The organism is Leucobacter sp. MMO-125, from assembly GCF_037148395.1.
In the GTDB taxonomy this organism is placed as follows: domain Bacteria; phylum Actinomycetota; class Actinomycetes; order Actinomycetales; family Microbacteriaceae; genus Leucobacter.
On record NZ_JBBCTL010000001.1, the window covers coordinates 636,487 to 654,030 of the forward strand.

Genomic DNA, 17,544 nt, shown 5'->3' on the forward strand with positions numbered 1-17,544 from the left:
ACAACACCAGCACCATCCCCGATGCCGCGTCGTTCCCCTCAACGCACTGCAGACCCCGGATCGCAAAAGCCTACCCAAGGCACACCGAACACACAGGCAAAAGTGGGCAGAAATCACCCTCAACGCACTCAAAATTCACCCGCGACCCACGCACATAACACAAACGGGGCCCCTCGTAGCCGCGTGTCGCAACGACACCCGACCACAAAGGGCCCCAAATACAGCTTGAACGCTAGCGCGCGTCACTCCCCAAACGGATCACGCACCCGAGCCAAAAACTCCCGAGTCTCCTCCCGCTGAGGATTGTCGAAGATCTGCTCAGGCGACCCCGACTCCACAATCACGCCATCCTTCAAATAGACCACGCGATCCGCCACCCGACGCGCAAACGACATCTCATGCGTCGCCATCACAATCGTCGAACCCGCAGCCTTCAACTCGCGCACCAGATCGAGCACCTCGCCCACCAGCTGCGGATCAAGCGCACTCGTAATCTCATCAAGCAACAACAGCTCAGGATCAGTCGCAATCGCGCGCACAATCGCCACACGCTGCTGCTGACCACCCGAAAGGCGATCAGGAAACTCCTTCGCCTTATCGGCAAGACCAATACGGGTCAACAACGCAAGCCCCGCACGCTCAGCCTCACCCCGAGACACGCCAAACACCTTACGCGCAGCAAGCGTGACATTGTCGATCACATTCATGTGCGGAAACAGGTTGTAGTGCTGAAACACCACGCCGATCCGAGCCCGCACGCGATCAGGATCTACCCGCGGATCAGTGATGTCTTCAAGTTCACCCGCAGTGCCCCCATCATCAGCAGACGCGCGCGCCAGCAAAATACGGCCATCATCGATCTGCTCAAGCAAATTGATCGTCTTCAACAACGTTGACTTGCCCGAACCCGAAGCGCCAATCAGCACCACAACCTCATGCCGATCAACAGTGAGATCAATGCCGCGCAACACCGGATGCTCACCAAAACGCTTATGCACCCCCCGCACCTCAAGCACGGGCCGCGCCACGGGATCCGCCACCCGCTCCACCGATGCGGTCATACGACGCCCCCCACCTGCTCACGCTTCTGCGCGCGAGCCGTCAACCAATCGGTAAGCCGAATAAACGGCCACGACAACAGCACAAACAGCACGCCAGCAAGCACATACGGCGTGAAGTTATAGCTCGACGCCACCTCAATCTGCGCCGCCCGCACCGCATCAACAGCACCGAGCACCGAGATCAAACCCACATCCTTCTGCATCGACACAAAATCGTTCATCAGCGCCGGCGTCACCTTGCGCACCGCCTGCGGCATCACCACAAGCCGCAACGTCTTCCCGTGGCTCAAACCCAAGGAACGAGCAGCAAGCCGCTGCGAAGGATGCACCGCATCAATACCCGCGCGCAACACCTCAGCCACATACGCCGAATAACTGAGGATCAGCGCAATCGTGCCCCAAAACTGAGCCGGCATACGCCCCGTCAGCTCGAGGCCCGGAATGCCAAAACCCACAAGATACAACACCAACAGCACCGGAATACCGCGGAAAATATCGGTGTAGCCCGCAGCCAGCAAACGGATGGGCGTAAACACCGGCCCCTTCAAGGTGCGCGCCACCGCGAGCAGCGTGCCCAGAATCGCCACACCAATCGCCGCTACGAACAACACCTGCACGTTCAGCCACAGCCCCTCGATCACCCGAGGGAACGACTTCACAGCCACCTCGACGTCGAAGAACGTCTCGCTCACCCGGCTCCAGCCAGGACTATTCACGAGCACAACAGCAATCACCGCAGCAAACACGAGCGTGCTCAGCACACTGAACAGAATCGACCGCTGCTTGCGGGCACGACGGAAAGCGCGCCGTTCGAGCTCGATAGCCGAGGGCTCGAACGGCGCGCTGCCGGGAAGAGAAGAGGTCACGAGGAAATGACTACTTCAGAACCGGGGCACCCTGGTCAGCGATCCACTTCGCCGCCAGCTCATCAAGCTTGCCGTTCTCGCGGAGGGTATCCAGCGCCTTCGACACCTTCGACGTCAGCGACGAACCCTTCGGCAGCACGAACGCGAACTCGTCGCCACCCTCAGCCGAATCAAGCTGACCCACGATCACACCATTGTCGAGCTGCGCATCACGCACGTAGAACGCACCGGGCAGATCGGTGACCATCGCGTCGATCGTGCCGTTCTGCAGGGCCGCAACCGTGTCATCGACGTTGTTGAAGACCTGGATCTGCTGGTTCGGTGCGATCACCTCTTCAGCAACCTTCAGCGAAGTAGTGCCCGAAGCGACACCGATCACCGTCTCCTTCAGATCGGCGATGCTCTTCGCATCGGCGGCGGGCGTGCCACCGGCAGCCACCACAGCCTGCGTGGTCTCGTAGTACGGCGACGAGAAGTCAACAGCCTTCGCGCGCTCCTCGCTCACCGAGAACTGCTGCACATTGAGATCCCAATCCTTCGGGCCCGGAGCGATCGCCGAGTCGAAGCTCGAACGCACCCACACCACATCGCCCTCGGCGTAGCCCATCTCCTCAGCCACGGCGTACACGACTGCGGCTTCAAAGCCCTCGCCGCTCTCGGGATCATCGTTCAGCACCCACGGGGCGTAGGCGGGCTCGCCGGTAGCAACAGTGAGCTTGCCTTCGGTGACCGGGCCAACCTCAGCAGAGCCGCCATCAGACGAAGCGCCGCTGGTGCAAGCGGTGAGGGCGAGCAGGGCCGCGGCGCCGGCAGCGGCGGCCGCAACAAGGCGGGAGGTGCGTGACATGGGGGCTCCTTCGATCAGTGCAGAGGCGCGGGCGCGTCCGGGCATGGCGCAGCCGCGCCGACCACAGACCAGTCTATGAGATTCCAGGCCGCACACCGCACCGCGCGTCATCGGGAGTCACACGAGCCGCACCCCTCCCCGACAGGTCGCCATCCGTCGAGAGGCGGATTTCGCATGCGAGATCTCGGCTCGCCATGCAATATCCGCTTCTCGGCGGGGCGTGACGCTGCGAGCGCGCGCTACGCGCGGAAGCGCTCCACACCCTCGACCACGGTGCGGCGAACACGGCCGACGCCCTCTTCAACCAGCTCAGCCAGGGCTGCATCAGGGTGCCGCGACGCACACTCGAAGAACGCAAGATCAGCCATCGCGCCGACCCCGAGCTGCCCAATACGACGCTTCCCCACATGCTGCCCCAGGGCCGCAGCCCCGCCCAGGGTGGCCGCCGTGAAGAGGCGCTGATGCAGGTCATCGTCACGGTAGCCCTGCGACCGCGCCACCCGATACAACGCAGCAACATCAGCCATCAAGTCGAGCGAGGGCGAAGACGAAAGCGAGTCAGTGCCGACCGCGATCAGGTTGCCCTCACGCAGATACGAAGCCACAGGAGGCATGTCGAGGCCAATCACCTCGTTCGACCTCGGGCACAACGCCACGCTGGTGCCCCTGGCGCGCAGCAGCGCGCGATCCTCGGCACTCACATACACGCCGTGCGCAATATGACAGTCAGGCCCGAGCACCCCGAGATGATCCACAAACTGCGTCGACGAAACGCCGATGCCGTGCGAACGCAGCGCGCGGAAACTGTCAGCCCCCAGCTCAGGCCACTCACCATGCCCGCCCGGCCCAGCACCCACATAACCGTCGATGCCATCGAACTCGCGCTCCATATGCGCCTCGGCAAGGTGAATATGCAGCCGCAACCCCTCCTCGCGCACAATGTCGGGCAACTCCAGCAGCGGCTGCACCTCAAGCGAGTAGGGAGCGTGCGGCGAAACACCAGCCCCGGGCGGCGTAGGAATCGCGCGGATCTGCTCACGCACCTCGTCGCGGGCAGCAGCATCCCAGTCGGCGTTGCTCTTGCCGTACACCTCCCAGTAGGCAATGCCGTGCATACCTGCATCGTGCAGCGCACTCAACGCCTCACGGTCTGTCACCACATCGGCCGCAGCGGTCACGCCCGCAGCGAGACTCTGCCGTGCGCCATCAGCTGCGGCAGCAGCCCAGTCGTGCCCGCCACGCTCATACACCACGTCGAAGGCGTCGCCCCAGTCGTCAAACCCGTTGTAGCTGCGCTGCGCCACCTCGGCCATGCGCGTGTACTGCAGATGGGTGTGCGCGTTCACCAGGCCGGGGGCGAGCACGCCCTCCCAGTGCTCCTCGCGATGCTCGACCCCGCGGGCGGCAAGCGCATCAAGCACCCAGCGGCGATCCCCCACATGCAGGATGCGCCCGTTCTGCACCGCCACGGCGCCGTCTTCAATGCGCGGGCTGACGACGGGGAAGACGAGGGAAGCGCTGTAGACGACGATCTCGGGTGCTGTGCTCACCCGCACGAGTCTAGGGCGTGCGACGACATGCTTGGCGCAGCCCCCGCCTCAGCGGGTGGCGCGGTAGCGGTGCACAGACCACGGCTGAGCTGCGCCGCCGGGACGGCTGCGGGAGGGTGCCGGATCGGCGGATCCGCCGCGCACCGCGAGCGCCGCCCGCGCAACCCTGGCCTCGTCTTCCGCAGTCAGCGTGTGCACGCCGGGAGCGAGGTCGCCGCGCATGAGCCGAGTGAGCGCAGCGAGCTGGGTGGCGAAAGAGAGATCCATCACCTCGATGGGGTTGCCTTCGGCTGCCGTGTAGTTGACGCCGCCGCCGTCGGCGAGCACCAGCGGGCCGTGCTCTTCGCCCGGGGCGACCCACTGCGCCACGCCATCGACCTGGGGCTGCACCCGCCACCCCGCAGCCCGCAGCTCGTCGAGCGCGAGTTCGTCGTCGATGCCGCCCGCAACGGCAACGGCGGTGCCCGGCCGCAATAGCGCGAAGCCACGTGCATCGAGGGTGTGCCAGACTCCGGTGGCGCTCACCACCACATCGGCAAGGGGCAGTGCTTCTTCAGCGCAGCGAGCCTCGAAGCCGTCGTGCATGGCGGCCAACGCACGCACAGGATCTCGCTCGACCACGGTGACTGCAGCGCCAAGCGCAGCGGCGAAGCGTGCGGTGCCGACACCGACGGGCCCATACCCGATCACCACCCACCGGCTACCTGCGACGCCGGAATACCCGCTGCTGCCGGAATACCTGCGGGTGCCGGAGGGCGCAGCGCCCACGCCGGGCGGCACCCAGCCGGCACGGTCGAGCAGCTCGGCGATCGCGAACACGCACGACTGCCCGGTGCCGACGAGGTTGTCGAAGTCGGTTTTGGTGCGGGCGTCGTTGACCGTGATCACGGGGATGCGCAGCACGCCATCAGCCGCCATCTCGCGCAGCGGGCGCACGCCGCTGGTGGTCTCTTCGGCGGCACCTCGCAGGCTGTCGAGCGCGGCGGGGCGCTCGGTGTGTGCGAGGCGGATCAGGTGGGATCCGTCATCGACAAGATATTCGGGGCCCCAGTCGAGTATCGCCGCGGCATGATCGGCATCGAGGGCGGCGGATCCCTGCTCGTCGGCGGCCTCGGCGCTTGTGGGGGCGAACACCTCGACCCTGCCATCTGCGGCGAGCGCGGCGGCAACCTCGGGGTCGGTTTCTGAGACGGCGCTGAAGAGCGCCACATCGCAGCCTGCGTCGGCGAGCGCGAGGGTTAGCGCAGCGGTCTTCGGTTCGAGCACGAGGCTGACGCCGATGCGTGGCCGGGAGCCAGCACCAGCCTGGGCGACCTCGGCGAACTCGGCGGCGAGACGCGCTGTGGCGCGCATGCCGTCTGCCGCCCACGCGATCCGCGCCGCTGCATCTCCGCCGCGGGCCGAGGAAACCCCTCCGTCGAGCGCCACGATCACCGGGGCGAGCCCTGGTCCGGCCTGGTTAGCTTCGCCCGTTCTGTTTCCCGCGGCGGCACCGGAAACCGCAGCAGCGCGACCCGCATCGCTCAACTGATCAACGAACACGAACTCCGCCTGGCTGCCTGCCGCCGCCTCAAGGCGCACCCCCATACGGGCGAGCGCAGCGATCAGCATGTCGCGCTCGCCCCCGTCTGTGAGCTCGACCCGGGCCACCCCACCCGCCAGCAGGCGATTTCCTGAGCGGGCTGCAGCACAGATCGCGCGTTCCACTCGCAACGCCGCAGCGGCCCGCGATCCTGATTCGTCGAGTTCGATCATCAACCCTGCGCCTTCCGCTCGGTATCGTCTGCGCCTAACCCTGTGTCTGCACCCACGTCTGCATCACCAGCACCTTCGCGCTCCGACTGCTGAGCCTGCCACTGCGCGCACGCCGCTTCGGGGTCGGCCGGCAGCCCCAGCGCGGCCCTCGCCGCCGCAGCAGCCTCCCCTGATTCGGCGGCACCCTGCCAGACGTAGCCCACAGCGGCCACGGCGTCGAGCTTTGCGACGCTCACGGCCTGCTTCCGATCCGCCTGCAGCGTTTTGCGCACCTCCGCCACCGGAGCCTCTGCGGCCGCAGGCCAGCTCTGCTGCTCAGTGTCGAGCTGCTGGCCGGCTTCGGCGCTCACCTCGGCAACACGCCCCATCGCCGCGGCGAAGCGCGTCGTATCGATCTTCGCGTCACCACCGCGTGCCACCGCGATGCGCAGCTTGTCGAGCTCAACGTCGGCCTCATCCCATGCGGCATTCACCGGGCAGACGGCGTCAAGATACACGCCCCCGGCTTTCGTAGCCGACAGCACCTCAGGCGCGGGTGCGGGCTCAGGCGACGCGCAACCCACGAGCCCGCCCACGATCAGCAGGCAGGCCAGCACCCCGATCGGGGCGCGATGGAAACGAGGCAGCTGAGGCACTCTTTGAGAATAGTCGGCACCACCGACATTCCTGACGCAGCACCACTAGACCCCCACATCAGCACGCGCACGCCGCACCGCACTCAGCTCTGCAAACGCTGTCAAGCTCTACGCATTCGCGGCTCCCGCGCGTACATTAAAGAGCATGGCGAGATACTTGGACGAGCAGCAGGCCGCGGCCGACGGGTTCAGCATCGTGCACGAGCCCGAAGAGCAGCGCTATACGATCTACCAGAGCGAGAGCGCAAGCACCGGGCAGCACGAGCGCGCTGGCCGAGGCCGGCTCGTGGGAGAAGCGCACTACTCCCTCATCGGCGAGCGCACGATCGACTTCGACCACACCGTCGTGCTGCCCGAGCTGCGCGGCACCGGGCTCGCCGGCCTGCTCGCGCACCATGCACTCACGGGCGACGCGATCGGCACACGCCAGCTGCACGCCTCATGCTGGTTCATCGACGGCTACCTCACCCGGCACCCGGAGTTGCGCGAGCGCTGAGCACTTACTCTTCGGTTTTGCGCTTGCGGCGCAGTCGGCTGGGCTTGGCCTGCTGCTGCACGAGCGCGGTGAGGTCTTTCTCGATGAGCTGCTGAATGCGGCTCTCGCGAGCCTCGCGGTACTCCTCGTTGTCGCCGCCACTGTAATAGGGGTGTGTGGCGCGCTCTTTGAGCGAATCGCCGATCTCATTCCACGCCATGGAACGGGCACGCTCTGCGGTTTCTGCGAGGTAGGTGTCGTCTGCGGCGCGCTTCTGCAGCTCTTCTGCGACCCGCTCGTACACTTCCTGGCGGTGACGCAGGGTGCGGTTGTCGTCGTTGCCGTAGTCGGACTCGCTCCATGAGCTGCGGCCGGTATCGCGGATCTCGTCGCGCATGCGCGCGATGTGCCTCGCGTCGCGCTCTCGCTCGCTCGCAAGATCTGCAGTGGCCTGGCGCACCATTTCACGGATCTGGATCTGGTCGTAGTCGGCGTGGCGCTTGAGGGCGTTCATGATGATCTCGTTTTTGACCGTCATGCGCACGGCAACGTCGGCCACGAGCAGCCCCTGCTCGACGATCTCTTCGACGGGCGCGAGTACGCGTCGGGGCAGCCGTCGCGGCGGCCGCGCATTGCTGCGCTTGCGTTTCTTCGACCAGCCGAACACCGCGCTCCTTCCGGGGCCCACCCGGGCCTCCCCTATTATCTCGTAAAACGCGCCCGCGTCACTCCTCTGCCTGCTGTCTTTCGCAAACGGTCTTCGCGCCACCATTCCAGAAATCGGGGTCGTTGTTGGCCGTGTCGCGGCCTCCGACACGGCCAACAACGACCCCACTTTCTGAGGGCAGGCCGGACAGGCGAACTTTAGCTGTGCAGATCCCGAGCACCGTGACGGTCGGCGCGTGCGACACTGGATGCGGCCCCTTTTCCGGGGGCGCGGACGAGGGAGCTGTACCCGCAACGTAGACGACGGCCAGAAAGAAGCCGAGTCATGTCACTCGCGTGGATATTGCTCATCATGAGCGGAATGCTCGAAGCCGTATGGGCGACGGCCCTCGATGCGTCGAAGGGTTTCAAACGACTTCGGCCAACACTGCTGTTTCTGGTCTCCTATCTCGGCAGCATGGCGGGGCTGGCCTGGGCCATGCGCGAAATTCCCGTGGGCACCGCTTATGCGGTGTGGGTGGGGATCGGTGCCGTGTTGACGGCGGCCTGGGCGCTGATCACACGAAAGGATCGAGCGACGGTGCTGCGGGTTGCACTGCTGATCGGCTTGATTGCCTGTGTAGTCGGCCTGAAGGCGGTGAGCTGATCATGGCTCGTCGACCGCTGCGCGGGTCTCCCGAAGTCAAGACCGCGTCGATCCGTCACTGGCTGGTGCTACTTGCGAGCGCGGTGCTCGAAGCAGTGTGGGCGATCGCACTGAAGCAGTCACACGGGTTTACGGTGCCAGCGCCGACCGTGGTCTTCTTCATCACCAATCCCATCAGCCTGTTTGGCCTGGGCTACGCCATGCGGGGTCTGCCCGTGAGTGTGGCCTACGCGATCTGGACGGGTCTCGGCGCTGCGCTGACCGTTGGCGCCTCCTTCGTGCTCGGCACCGATACGCCCACCGCCCTGAAACTCGTTTTCCTCGTCGGCATCGTGGGCTGTGTGATCGGCCTGAAGTTCGCGAAAGATCCGGAACCCGCGGAATCGCCCGATCCCGCCTAGGGGCCGCTATCGCGAGGTCACCGTCACCCACACCGATGCGGCGGCGGCGGGGCCGAGGCTCACAGGAGCTTCTGCCTCGCCGACGCGCACCGTCACGGTTTCTGAGTAGGGCTCGCCCGGCAGCACTTCGAGTTCAGCGTCTACGACAAGGCCGCGGCTGGCGAAGTACTGCAACATCTCGTTATCTGCATCGGAGATGCGCTCGACACGGGCACGGCACGGGGCAGGAACGGCGGCCAGGATGATGGCGTCGGGCCGATGCACGCGCCCGTCGGCACTCGGGATCGGGTCGCCGTGCGGATCGCGGCTCGGGTATCCGAGCATACGGTCGACCCGGTCGATGAGTTCGTCGGAGACGGCATGTTCAAGCCGATCGGCTTCTTCGTGCACCTCATCCCATTCGTAGCCGAGCGCTTGCACGAGGAAGGTCTCGAGCAGCCTGTGGCGGCGGATCATTGACACTGCGTGCTCGCGCCCGAGCTCGGTCAGGGTGACGGTGCCGTAGCGCACATGGCCGATGAGTTCTTGGTCGGAGAGTTTGCGGAGCGCGTCTGAGACTGTCGACAGCCGCACCCCCGCGGCTTCGGCGATCGCCGAGTTCGAGACGGGTGCGTCGGACCACTCCTGCAGACCCCAGATCACCTTGAGGTAATTCTGCATACTTGGCGATAGATCGTCGACGCTCACGCCCTCAGGATAGCTTGCGGGCGCGGGCGCTCGCGGTGCGGAGGCTGTCGTCTGACGGTTCGGCCGGGGCGCACCCGCTGCCGAATCGATTTGGCAGCGGAGCTCGGGCGACCTACCCTAGAACCACACGGCGCAGCCGAACCAAAGGAGCCGCATGACAGCCTCGCACGCACCCGTTCCGACCCCGGCAGCGGAGCGCGCGCAGCAGGCCGAACCCGAGGGCCTCTCCCAGGTGATCACCCGCCTGCGCGAGCTGCTCGACACCCACCTCGCCGCGCTCCCCGCCGGCACGGTGCCGCCCGCCCAGGCGGCCGCTCTGGCGGGAGGCAAGTATGTGCGCGCACGGGCGCTGATCGCGGTGGCGCACGCCTACGGCGAGCCCGATCCGCAGGTCATCACCGAGGCAGCCGCAGCCGTCGAGCTGCTGCACACAGCCTCACTCGTGCACGATGACATCATCGATGCCTCGACGATGCGGCGCGGGGCCGCCGCACTGCACACGGTGTCGGGCGAGGCCACCGCGATTCTCGTGGGCGATCTGCTGATCGGGGTCGCCCAGGAGCTGGTCGCCCCGCTCGGATCCCAGACAAGCAAGCCGCTCGCACGGGCGCTGCGGGCGCTGAGCACCGGGCAACTGGTCGAATCGGCCCTCGACTGGGGCCCCGATGCTCCTGCGGCGTTGGAGCGCTACGCAACACTGAAAACCGGTGCACTGTTCGGGGCCGCCTTCGAACTCGGCGGAGCCGCCTGCCGACCGGGTACGGCCGCGGCCCCGGATCCCGCCAGGCTCGCCCTCGCCGGCGAACGCCTCGGACTCGCCTTCCAGCTCGCAGACGATCTGCTCGACGTGCACGGCGACGTGGCAGAACTGGGCAAGGACCACGGAGCGGATCTGCGCAACGGCATCCCCACGATCCCCCTCTGGCTGGCATTCCATCGCCTGACAGTGACAGGAAGCAGAGCGAACTCCGGTGACCCCGACCCCGCCACCGTTCCCGCTGACACGCTTGCAGTCGCCGCGGGCGCACCCGAGGTGACAGCCGCCGCGGAGGCACGCATCGCCGAGCTCTGCGCCGAAGGCCGAGCGCTGCTGCCTCCCGCGATCCGCCCCCACCTGCTCGATCTCGCCGCAAGCATCGTCGTGCCGGGTGCCGCGTTCAAGCCTGTGACCCCCGGACAGCACCACCAGTGAAACGAGGCACCGTGAAACCGCGAAGAATCACCATCAAGGATGTGGCCGCCGAGGCCGGGGTTTCGGTCGCGACCGCCTCTGAGGCGCTGAACGGCAAGGGGCGCGTCGCACCGGCCACCCGCCAGAACGTGATCGACACGGCGGCGCGCCTCGGGTACACCGTCAACCGCATCGCGAAGAACCTCAACGCCGGCCGCACCGGCTCACTCGTGCTCACGGTGTCGCCCATGGCCGCACAATCGACGAAGCCTGGGCAGCCCGAGTGGGACGTCGAATACTACTTCCGCGTGCTGAGCGGCGCGAGCGCGCAGGCCTTTCAACGCGGCTTCCTGCTCTCGATGCTGCCCTCGCACGAGTCGTCGCGCACCTTCTTCTCAGCGGCCGACGGCCTCATCGTGGTCGACCCGAGCCAGAACGATCCGCTGCTCGCAGCAGCCGCCGGTGCGGGCATCGCCTGCGTCACCGTCGGCCGCAACTCAGATGATCTGAGCTGGGTCGACAACGATTTCTCCTCGGGCACCACCACAGCGCTCGCGCACCTCGCGGCGAACCGTGACGCAAAACCCGCACTGTTTCTCAGCGAGACCAGCTCGTCGTATGTGCGAGATGAGCTTTCCGCCTACCTCGACTGGTGTTCGGAGGCCGGCATCGAGCCCATCATCATCCGCTCCCCCGGGCCTCGCGTCGATGAGGCCGAGCCGGTGATTCAGGCCGCACTCGCCTCCCCCGATCGCCGCTTCGACGCCGTGCTCACCACGCTCGACACGCTCGCCCACGCAACCGAGCGCAGCGCGCACACCCTCGGCCTCGACGTGCCCGGCGAGCTGCAGGTGCTCAGTCTCACCGACAGCCGCTACCTCGACTACGGCCTGCAGCGGCCGATCACCGCCCTCGATCTGCACCCGGTGCGCCTGGGCGAGATCGCCGTCGATCTGCTGATCGATTCGCTCGACGGCACCGCCGAGCGGCGGCGCGAACTGGTGCCGACGTCGCTGAACGTGCGCGAATCCACACTCGCCGACTGAGCGCCCGCACCGGAAGGGGCGCCGGCTCAAAGGGCCCTACGGCGGCGGGCTGATCCGCTGCTGTGCGATACGGAGGATCGCGCACAGCGATGCCGCGCAGCCCTGAGGCGCGCGGCATCGCCAGGTTCAGGCGCGTTTGCTGCCCGCGGGCGCTTCGCGCAGCTCAGCAGGAACCTCGTCGTCTTCGTCGTCATCGGACTCGTCGCGCTCGACGATCACGATGGTCGACCCGGTAGTCGCCGCGTGCACTCGCTTGCGGTGCACCCACGCTTCAACAACGATGCCGAGCACTCCGACGGCAGCGACACCGATGATCGTCGACCAGTCAGTCGCCCAGCCGGCCCCGCTCTCCCGAGGCCACGCAACATTCGCGATCTGGAACACCAGCCACACGAGTGCGAGCAGGCTGACAATTCGCCCAGCGCGGCCCAAGAAGAGCTGCGGATCGTCGCTCCAGCGACCGGTGAAGCGCGCGATCGCCATGCCGAGCACCGGGAACAGGAACGAGATGAAGAACCCCACGGAGGAGAAGGAGATGAGCGCCATCTGAATCCCCTCGCTCTGGAACGGGATGAACAGCAGCACCGCGATCACGGCCGTCACGATCACTGCGCGGCGGGGCAGCCCCGTCTCACCCGACAGCTTGGTGAGGAACCGTGCGAACGGCAGCTCGCCGTTGCGGCCCGTGGCCCACACAATGCGCGACACCGTGATCTGGATCGTCATGAGGCTCGCTGCGAACGCGATCACGAACAGGGCGAGAATGCCACGGAACACTGGCTCCGGGAAGGTAGCAGCCATAATCGCGACCGCCGGATCGGCGGCATTGTCAGGGTCTTGCAGGAAGGCGTCGCTCGGCACGGCCAGCGTGAAAGCGAGGGTGCTCAGGAGCACAATGATCATGATGGCGAAGAATGACACCACCATCGCGCGAGGCACGGCCTTCTTGGGGCGGCGCACCTCCTCGGCGATGGAACTCGCGCTCTCGAAACCGATGGCGAAGTAGCTCGAGAACGCGATCGCCATAACGAGCGGGGCGGAGAAGAAGACGCCGCTGTAGTCACCGAGCGAGGCGGGCGACAGGTAGTCGAGGCCCTGGTGGCGCTCGAACAGCAGCAGCCAGATCGCCACGCCGATGGAGCCCACGGCCTCTGCGACGATGACGCCGACCATCAGGATCTTGATGAAAACCCGACCTGCGAGATTCACGATGGTGCTGAAGGCGAGCAGGCCCACGGCGAGCCAGGTGACCAGGCCGTGATCGGCGGCCGGCATGTCGAAGATCGGCGGGATCAGCACGGCGCCCGCGTAGGCCACAGCGGGGAGGGTGATGAGCAGTGTCCAGATGTAGGTCCACGATGCGAACCAGCCGTAGCGGTGCCCCAGCAGGCGCCTGGACCACTGGTAGATGCCGCCGGAGTCGGCCCACTTCGACGCGAGCACGCCCAGGGTGAGCACGACGATGAACTGACCGAGGTAGAGGATCATGCCACCCCAGATGAAGGCCGGGCCCGAGGTGGTGAGGCCGAGCCCGAGCACGCTGTACAGCGCCACGATCGGTGAGACGAACGCGAATGCGACTGAGAGCGCTGAAAACATGGTGAATTCTCTCTTCATCACCGTCGGCGCCGTGGTCATAGAAACTCCCTTGGTTCAAGATACGGCGACGGAGTGCGACAATCATCGGCGCCTCCGCCGGGAGTGCCGGAGCGTGCCGCCTGGGCGCGATCCTGCATCATCCGCCGCCCACGCTACCGCAGCCGAAACGTTTTAACAAGATGCCTCGTGGTCTTTATTTTCGCGACATGCGATTATCGAAACGATTTAGCAACCGTGGACGCAGACCGCACCGACATGCGAGAATATGAGCATCATGAGCACCTCAACCCTTCGCATCACCGTCATCCAGGACGCACCGCTCCCCCGCGACGTCGCGCGCAACCTCGATCGCGTGCGCGAGGCGCTCGCCACGAGCGATGCCAACCTCATCGTCTTCCCGGAGCTGTTCCTCACCGGCTACCAGACCGAACACCTCCACGAACTCGCCCTCACCATCGACGACCCGCGCATCACCGCGCTCGCCTCGGCGTGCCGCGACGCCGAAACCGCACTCCTCATCGGCTTCATCGAAGCCGCAGAAGGCGGCCACTTCGACGCCTACCTCGCCATCGACGCCGACGGCCACGTGCTCCCCGCGATCCGCAAAACCCACCTCTTCGGTAACGAACGTGACGTTTTCCTCGCCGGGGACACGATCGCCCCCATCACCCTCTGCAACGCACGCATCGGCGTCATCAACTGCTTTGAGATCGAATTTCCAGAGGTGGGCCGCAGCCTCGCGCTGCGCGGGGCCGACCTCCTCATCGCCGGATCCGCGAACATGCACCCCTACGAACTCGACCACCGCACCGCGGTCACCGCCCGCGCCCTCGAAAACCGGGTGCCCGTCGCCTACGCCAACCGCATCGGCAACGAATCTGGTCATCACTTCTGCGGCTCGAGCCGCGTCGTCGCCCCCGACGGCACGACCATCGCCGAACTCGACACCGAAACCAGCGGCGAACTCACCGCTACCCTCGCACTCGGAGCCGGCGGCGACGGCGCCACCGCGATGCTCGCGCAGCGGCGACCCGAACTCTACGCAGCGTAGGGCGGCGGGGCGAGGCGCACGGCGCGATCCGCCCGGTGCTCCAACCCGCCGGGGAAATTCGACCGCGGCACCAGGCGCGCGATCCACACCGCACACACCGCAGGGGCGAGCCAGGGATTCACCCCAGCCCGCCCCTGCAGTCCCGCGACTCAGCCGACGTAAACCGGCGTGTTCGGCGAACCGGCGTGGAACGCGAGCGCTTCCAGCGCGATGCGCCCGGCGATCAACTGGGTGCGGGTGGAGTGGTCGAGCGACGGCGCGGGCTCGGCAATATCGAGCCCGATAAGGCCCGCGGGCGCGATGCCGCGCACGATCTCGAAGGCCTCGCGAATCGTCATACCGCCCGGCGTGGGCGCGCAGGTGCCCGGGGCAAAGGCCGCGTCGAGGGCATCGACGTCGAAGGTGAGGTAAAAGCCCTCCTCGCCGACCCGCTCAAGAATCTGCTCAACAGCCCACAGGGTGCCGTTCTGCCAGATATCTTCGAGCCAAATCACGCGGATGCCATTGTCGCGGCAATACTTCAGCTCGGTTTTGGGGTTCATCCAGCCACTGATGCCCACCAGCACGATCTTTGCCGGATCGTAGCCGTTGTCAACAGCGCGGGTGATGGTGCAGCAGTGGTTCAGCTCTTCGCCGCCGACGTGCGGCGCGGCGTCGAGGTGGGTATCGAACTGCACCCAGCCGGGGCTCGTGCCGGGCTTCTTCGCAGCCTTGCCCACGGGGATGCTCACGGAGTGGTCACCGCCGAAGACTACGGGAATCGCACCGGCCGCAACGATCTCTGCGATGTCGGCCTCGACTCGCTCGAAGGTCTTGGGGGTGTTGCCCAGGGCCACCTGGCAGTCGCCGCCGTCGACGAGCGGCAGGTGCGCGAACAGGTCAAAGTCGAACGTTGCCTGGAAGTTCGTGTACTGCACGGAGGTCTCGCGAATCGCGCGCGGGCCGTAGTTGGCGCCGCTGCGGCTGATGGTGGTGGCGTCGAAGGGGAAGCCGTAGATGACGGCCTTCGCACCGGAGGCGATGATCGCGTCGCGCTGCAGTTCGACGCTGGGCACGCCCATGAAGGTGCCTCCGAGGCCGCCGTGCAGGAGGCCGTTCCACATGGTCTCGTCGAACGAGCCTGTCGACTCTTCAGTCATGGTTCCTCATTTCACTGGTGGCGCGGGCTAAGCCCGCATTGATCTATGTTGAAACGTTTTGGAGCTTCTTTGCTTCACAAGCATCGATATGCCGTAACGTTTCGGCAAGCGTATCAGCAGCGTGAGCCGCGGTCCAGTGCAGCGCGCACTTCAATCGCCCGCATGCACCACGAGCGCCGCCATTCAGATCGAGCGCAGGATCCGCCCCAATTGCCCCAGCGCAGCCTCGAACTCGGCATCATCAGGGCCGCCCATGCCGAGCACCACACCGGCCGCACGATCGGGCCGATGATGCTGCCAGTAGGCGCCCAGCGCCGCAATGCCGAGCCCCGCCGCAAACTCAGCCGAGCCGCGAGACGCCAGCTCAACCGCGCGCGCTTCTCGCAGCGCAGCCCCCTCCCCCGAGAACTCCAGCACCGCATGCAGGCCGCCGCTCATCGGCCGCACCCGCACACGCGGCACCCCCGCAAAGCACTCCGAAATCAGATCGCGCCGCGCCGCATGCCGCCGCCGCACCCGCGCAATGTTGCGGCGCAACTCGCCCGTCGAGAGGTAATCGGCGAGCGCCAACTGCACCACAGCAGACACCGGCGAACCGAGATCCTGACGCACCGGTTCGAGCAGCGCACGCAGATTGCGCGGGGCCAGCAGGAAGCCGGCGCCCACCGCGGGCGTCACCGTGCTCGAGAACGTGCCGAGCGTCACCACTGAGCCGGTCTGCGGGTCGTCGAGCGCGGCGAGCGCCGGCAGAGGCCCGCCGGCGTGCCGCAACTCGGAGTCGTAGTCATCCTCAACGACCACGATGCCGGTGCGCCTCGCCCAGTCGAGCAGTTCACGCCTGCGCGGCAGCGGTAGCGAACCGCCTACGGGGTACTGATGACTGGGGGTGACGATCACCAGATCGAGCAGCCCCTCGGGCAGTCGATCGGTGCGCAACCCTTCGGCGTCGACGGGCAGCGAAACGATGCGGGCCCCGTGACGTGCCGCAACGCTGCGCAGCGACGGAAACCCTGGATCTTCAACACCCACCACCAGGCCGTGCCCACGCGTCGTGCCGAGCGCGGTGAGCAGCAGGCCGAGCCCCTCGCGCGCGCCGGCGGTGACAATCACATCATGCGCTGGGCGAGCCGTGCCGCGCACCAGGCGCAGGTGCTCTGCGACTTCGAGCCGCAGCGCGGGCTCACCCAGGGCCGGTGACCGGCGATCCGCTCGCGCCACCGCAGCGCGCCACGCCGCACGCCAGGCGGGTCGCTCGGTCGCATCGGTGAGTGGTGTGCCCGGCGCGAGCGGCGGCCGCGGGGCAGGCACGGCACCTTCAAGGTCCTGGTTGGGGTGCGGATCGGCGCTGCGCGCGGATGGGGCCCCCGTGTCGACGCGCTCGCGAGATCCGCCACTGCTGTCGATTGCGGATCCGGCATCAAACGCCCCCGCACGGGATGGGCCACTGTCGGCGAGCCCCACCGCCTCGCCATCTCCGGCGCGTGCTGCGGCCCGGATGGTCGCCGCGGTGCCGAGGTCGGGGTTCACGAGGGTGCCGCGGCCGTGCTCGGCGTGCAGATACCCCTCCGCGATGAGCTGCTCGTAGGCTGCAACGACGACCCCTCTCGCGACGCCCAGCCGCCCGGCGAGCGCCCGCGTGGCAGGCACCCGCTCACCGGGCCGCAGCCGGCCGGCGTCGATCGATTCGCGCAGGGCCGCGGCAAGCTGGGCCGGCAACGGCACAGCGGCGGCACGGTCGAGCTGCATCACGAGTTCGGCGGGGCCGCGAAGTGCAGGATCGGTCACCGCTCCAGTTTGGCACCCCAGCATGAGGTGGTCCACTCAGCCGACACAGGCCACCATAGTTTCATGGGCCACCTGCGCTCCGCCGATCCGCTGCCCTCATCGAGGTCACCCGTGTGGCCCTGAACCGATCGCCGAAACGACCACACGCGTAACCTCAATGCACC

Annotated in this window: 17 protein-coding genes; 6 read left to right on the plus strand and 11 right to left on the minus strand. The window is 66.7% G+C overall.

What is annotated here, in order from left to right:
- Positions 1-242 precede the first annotated feature (242 nt).
- From WFI54_RS02855 to WFI54_RS02880, 6 genes are all read right to left on the minus strand, one after another.
- The gene (locus WFI54_RS02855) at positions 243-1,061 is read right to left on the minus strand and encodes an amino acid ABC transporter ATP-binding protein (RefSeq protein ID WP_336651279.1); all 819 of its coding nucleotides are present in this window, start codon (positions 1,059-1,061) and stop codon (positions 243-245) included.
- Positions 1,058-1,927: an amino acid ABC transporter permease gene (locus tag WFI54_RS02860; protein ID WP_336651280.1), complete on the minus strand. Its 870-nt coding sequence runs from the start codon at positions 1,925-1,927 to the stop codon at positions 1,058-1,060. Before WFI54_RS02860 ends, WFI54_RS02855 begins: the two co-directional genes overlap by 4 nt.
- Before the next feature lie 10 nt (positions 1,928-1,937).
- Complete coding sequence (locus WFI54_RS02865) at positions 1,938-2,774, minus strand: ABC transporter substrate-binding protein (protein ID WP_336651281.1); 837 nt, start codon at positions 2,772-2,774, stop codon at positions 1,938-1,940.
- A 239-nt stretch (positions 2,775-3,013) separates the two neighbouring features.
- Positions 3,014-4,330, minus strand: coding sequence for an amidohydrolase family protein (locus tag WFI54_RS02870; protein WP_442918365.1), 1,317 nt, complete (start codon positions 4,328-4,330; stop codon positions 3,014-3,016).
- Between the two features lie 42 nt (positions 4,331-4,372).
- Positions 4,373-6,079, minus strand: coding sequence for an adenosylhomocysteinase (locus WFI54_RS02875; protein ID WP_336651283.1), 1,707 nt, complete (start codon positions 6,077-6,079; stop codon positions 4,373-4,375).
- On the minus strand, positions 6,079-6,714 hold the full coding sequence (locus tag WFI54_RS02880; protein ID WP_336651284.1) for a hypothetical protein: 636 nt from the start codon (positions 6,712-6,714) through the stop codon (positions 6,079-6,081). Before WFI54_RS02880 ends, WFI54_RS02875 begins: the two co-directional genes overlap by 1 nt.
- 145 nt (positions 6,715-6,859) lie before the next feature.
- Between WFI54_RS02880 and WFI54_RS02885 the strand changes: the two genes are divergently transcribed.
- Positions 6,860-7,210: a GNAT family N-acetyltransferase gene (locus tag WFI54_RS02885; protein ID WP_336651285.1), complete on the plus strand. Its 351-nt coding sequence runs from the start codon at positions 6,860-6,862 to the stop codon at positions 7,208-7,210.
- 4 nt (positions 7,211-7,214) lie between these two features.
- Here the strand turns inward: WFI54_RS02885 and WFI54_RS02890 are convergent, their stop codons facing one another.
- Entirely contained in the window at positions 7,215-7,856 is a 642-nt protein-coding gene (locus WFI54_RS02890; RefSeq protein ID WP_336651286.1) for an asparagine synthase, read from the minus strand.
- A gap of 324 nt (positions 7,857-8,180) precedes the next feature.
- Here WFI54_RS02890 and WFI54_RS02895 point away from each other — a divergent pair, with 324 nt between their 5' ends.
- The gene (locus tag WFI54_RS02895) at positions 8,181-8,501 is read left to right on the plus strand and encodes a DMT family transporter (RefSeq protein WP_336651287.1); all 321 of its coding nucleotides are present in this window, start codon (positions 8,181-8,183) and stop codon (positions 8,499-8,501) included.
- A 2-nt stretch (positions 8,502-8,503) separates the two neighbouring features.
- Positions 8,504-8,902: a DMT family transporter gene (locus tag WFI54_RS02900; protein WP_336651288.1), complete on the plus strand. Its 399-nt coding sequence runs from the start codon at positions 8,504-8,506 to the stop codon at positions 8,900-8,902.
- 6 nt (positions 8,903-8,908) lie between these two features.
- Here the strand turns inward: WFI54_RS02900 and WFI54_RS02905 are convergent, their stop codons facing one another.
- Positions 8,909-9,589 carry a metal-dependent transcriptional regulator gene (locus WFI54_RS02905; RefSeq protein WP_336651289.1) on the minus strand — a complete coding sequence of 227 codons (681 nt, stop codon included), beginning with the start codon at positions 9,587-9,589 and terminating at the stop codon, positions 8,909-8,911.
- A 154-nt stretch (positions 9,590-9,743) separates the two neighbouring features.
- On the opposite strand from WFI54_RS02905, the gene WFI54_RS02910 reads away from it, so the two are divergent.
- Positions 9,744-10,781 carry a polyprenyl synthetase family protein gene (locus WFI54_RS02910; RefSeq protein WP_336651290.1) on the plus strand — a complete coding sequence of 346 codons (1,038 nt, stop codon included), beginning with the start codon at positions 9,744-9,746 and terminating at the stop codon, positions 10,779-10,781.
- An 11-nt stretch (positions 10,782-10,792) separates the two neighbouring features.
- Positions 10,793-11,806 (plus strand): LacI family DNA-binding transcriptional regulator, encoded by a 1,014-nt coding sequence (locus WFI54_RS02915; RefSeq protein ID WP_336651291.1) that lies wholly within the window; start codon positions 10,793-10,795, stop codon positions 11,804-11,806.
- A gap of 126 nt (positions 11,807-11,932) precedes the next feature.
- Here WFI54_RS02915 and WFI54_RS02920 read toward each other — a convergent pair whose 3' ends face one another.
- Positions 11,933-13,444: an APC family permease gene (locus WFI54_RS02920; protein ID WP_336651292.1), complete on the minus strand. Its 1,512-nt coding sequence runs from the start codon at positions 13,442-13,444 to the stop codon at positions 11,933-11,935.
- Positions 13,445-13,679: 235 nt separating this feature from the next.
- Here WFI54_RS02920 and WFI54_RS02925 point away from each other — a divergent pair, with 235 nt between their 5' ends.
- Positions 13,680-14,456: a nitrilase-related carbon-nitrogen hydrolase gene (locus WFI54_RS02925; protein ID WP_336651293.1), complete on the plus strand. Its 777-nt coding sequence runs from the start codon at positions 13,680-13,682 to the stop codon at positions 14,454-14,456.
- A 149-nt stretch (positions 14,457-14,605) separates the two neighbouring features.
- Here WFI54_RS02925 and speB read toward each other — a convergent pair whose 3' ends face one another.
- Both speB and WFI54_RS02935 read right to left on the minus strand, forming a co-directional pair.
- Positions 14,606-15,595, minus strand: a complete 990-nt coding sequence (speB, locus tag WFI54_RS02930) for an agmatinase (RefSeq protein WP_336651294.1) — start codon at positions 15,593-15,595, stop codon at positions 14,606-14,608.
- Positions 15,596-15,778: 183 nt separating this feature from the next.
- The gene (locus WFI54_RS02935) at positions 15,779-17,380 is read right to left on the minus strand and encodes an aminotransferase-like domain-containing protein (protein WP_336651295.1); all 1,602 of its coding nucleotides are present in this window, start codon (positions 17,378-17,380) and stop codon (positions 15,779-15,781) included.
- Positions 17,381-17,544 lie beyond the last annotated feature (164 nt).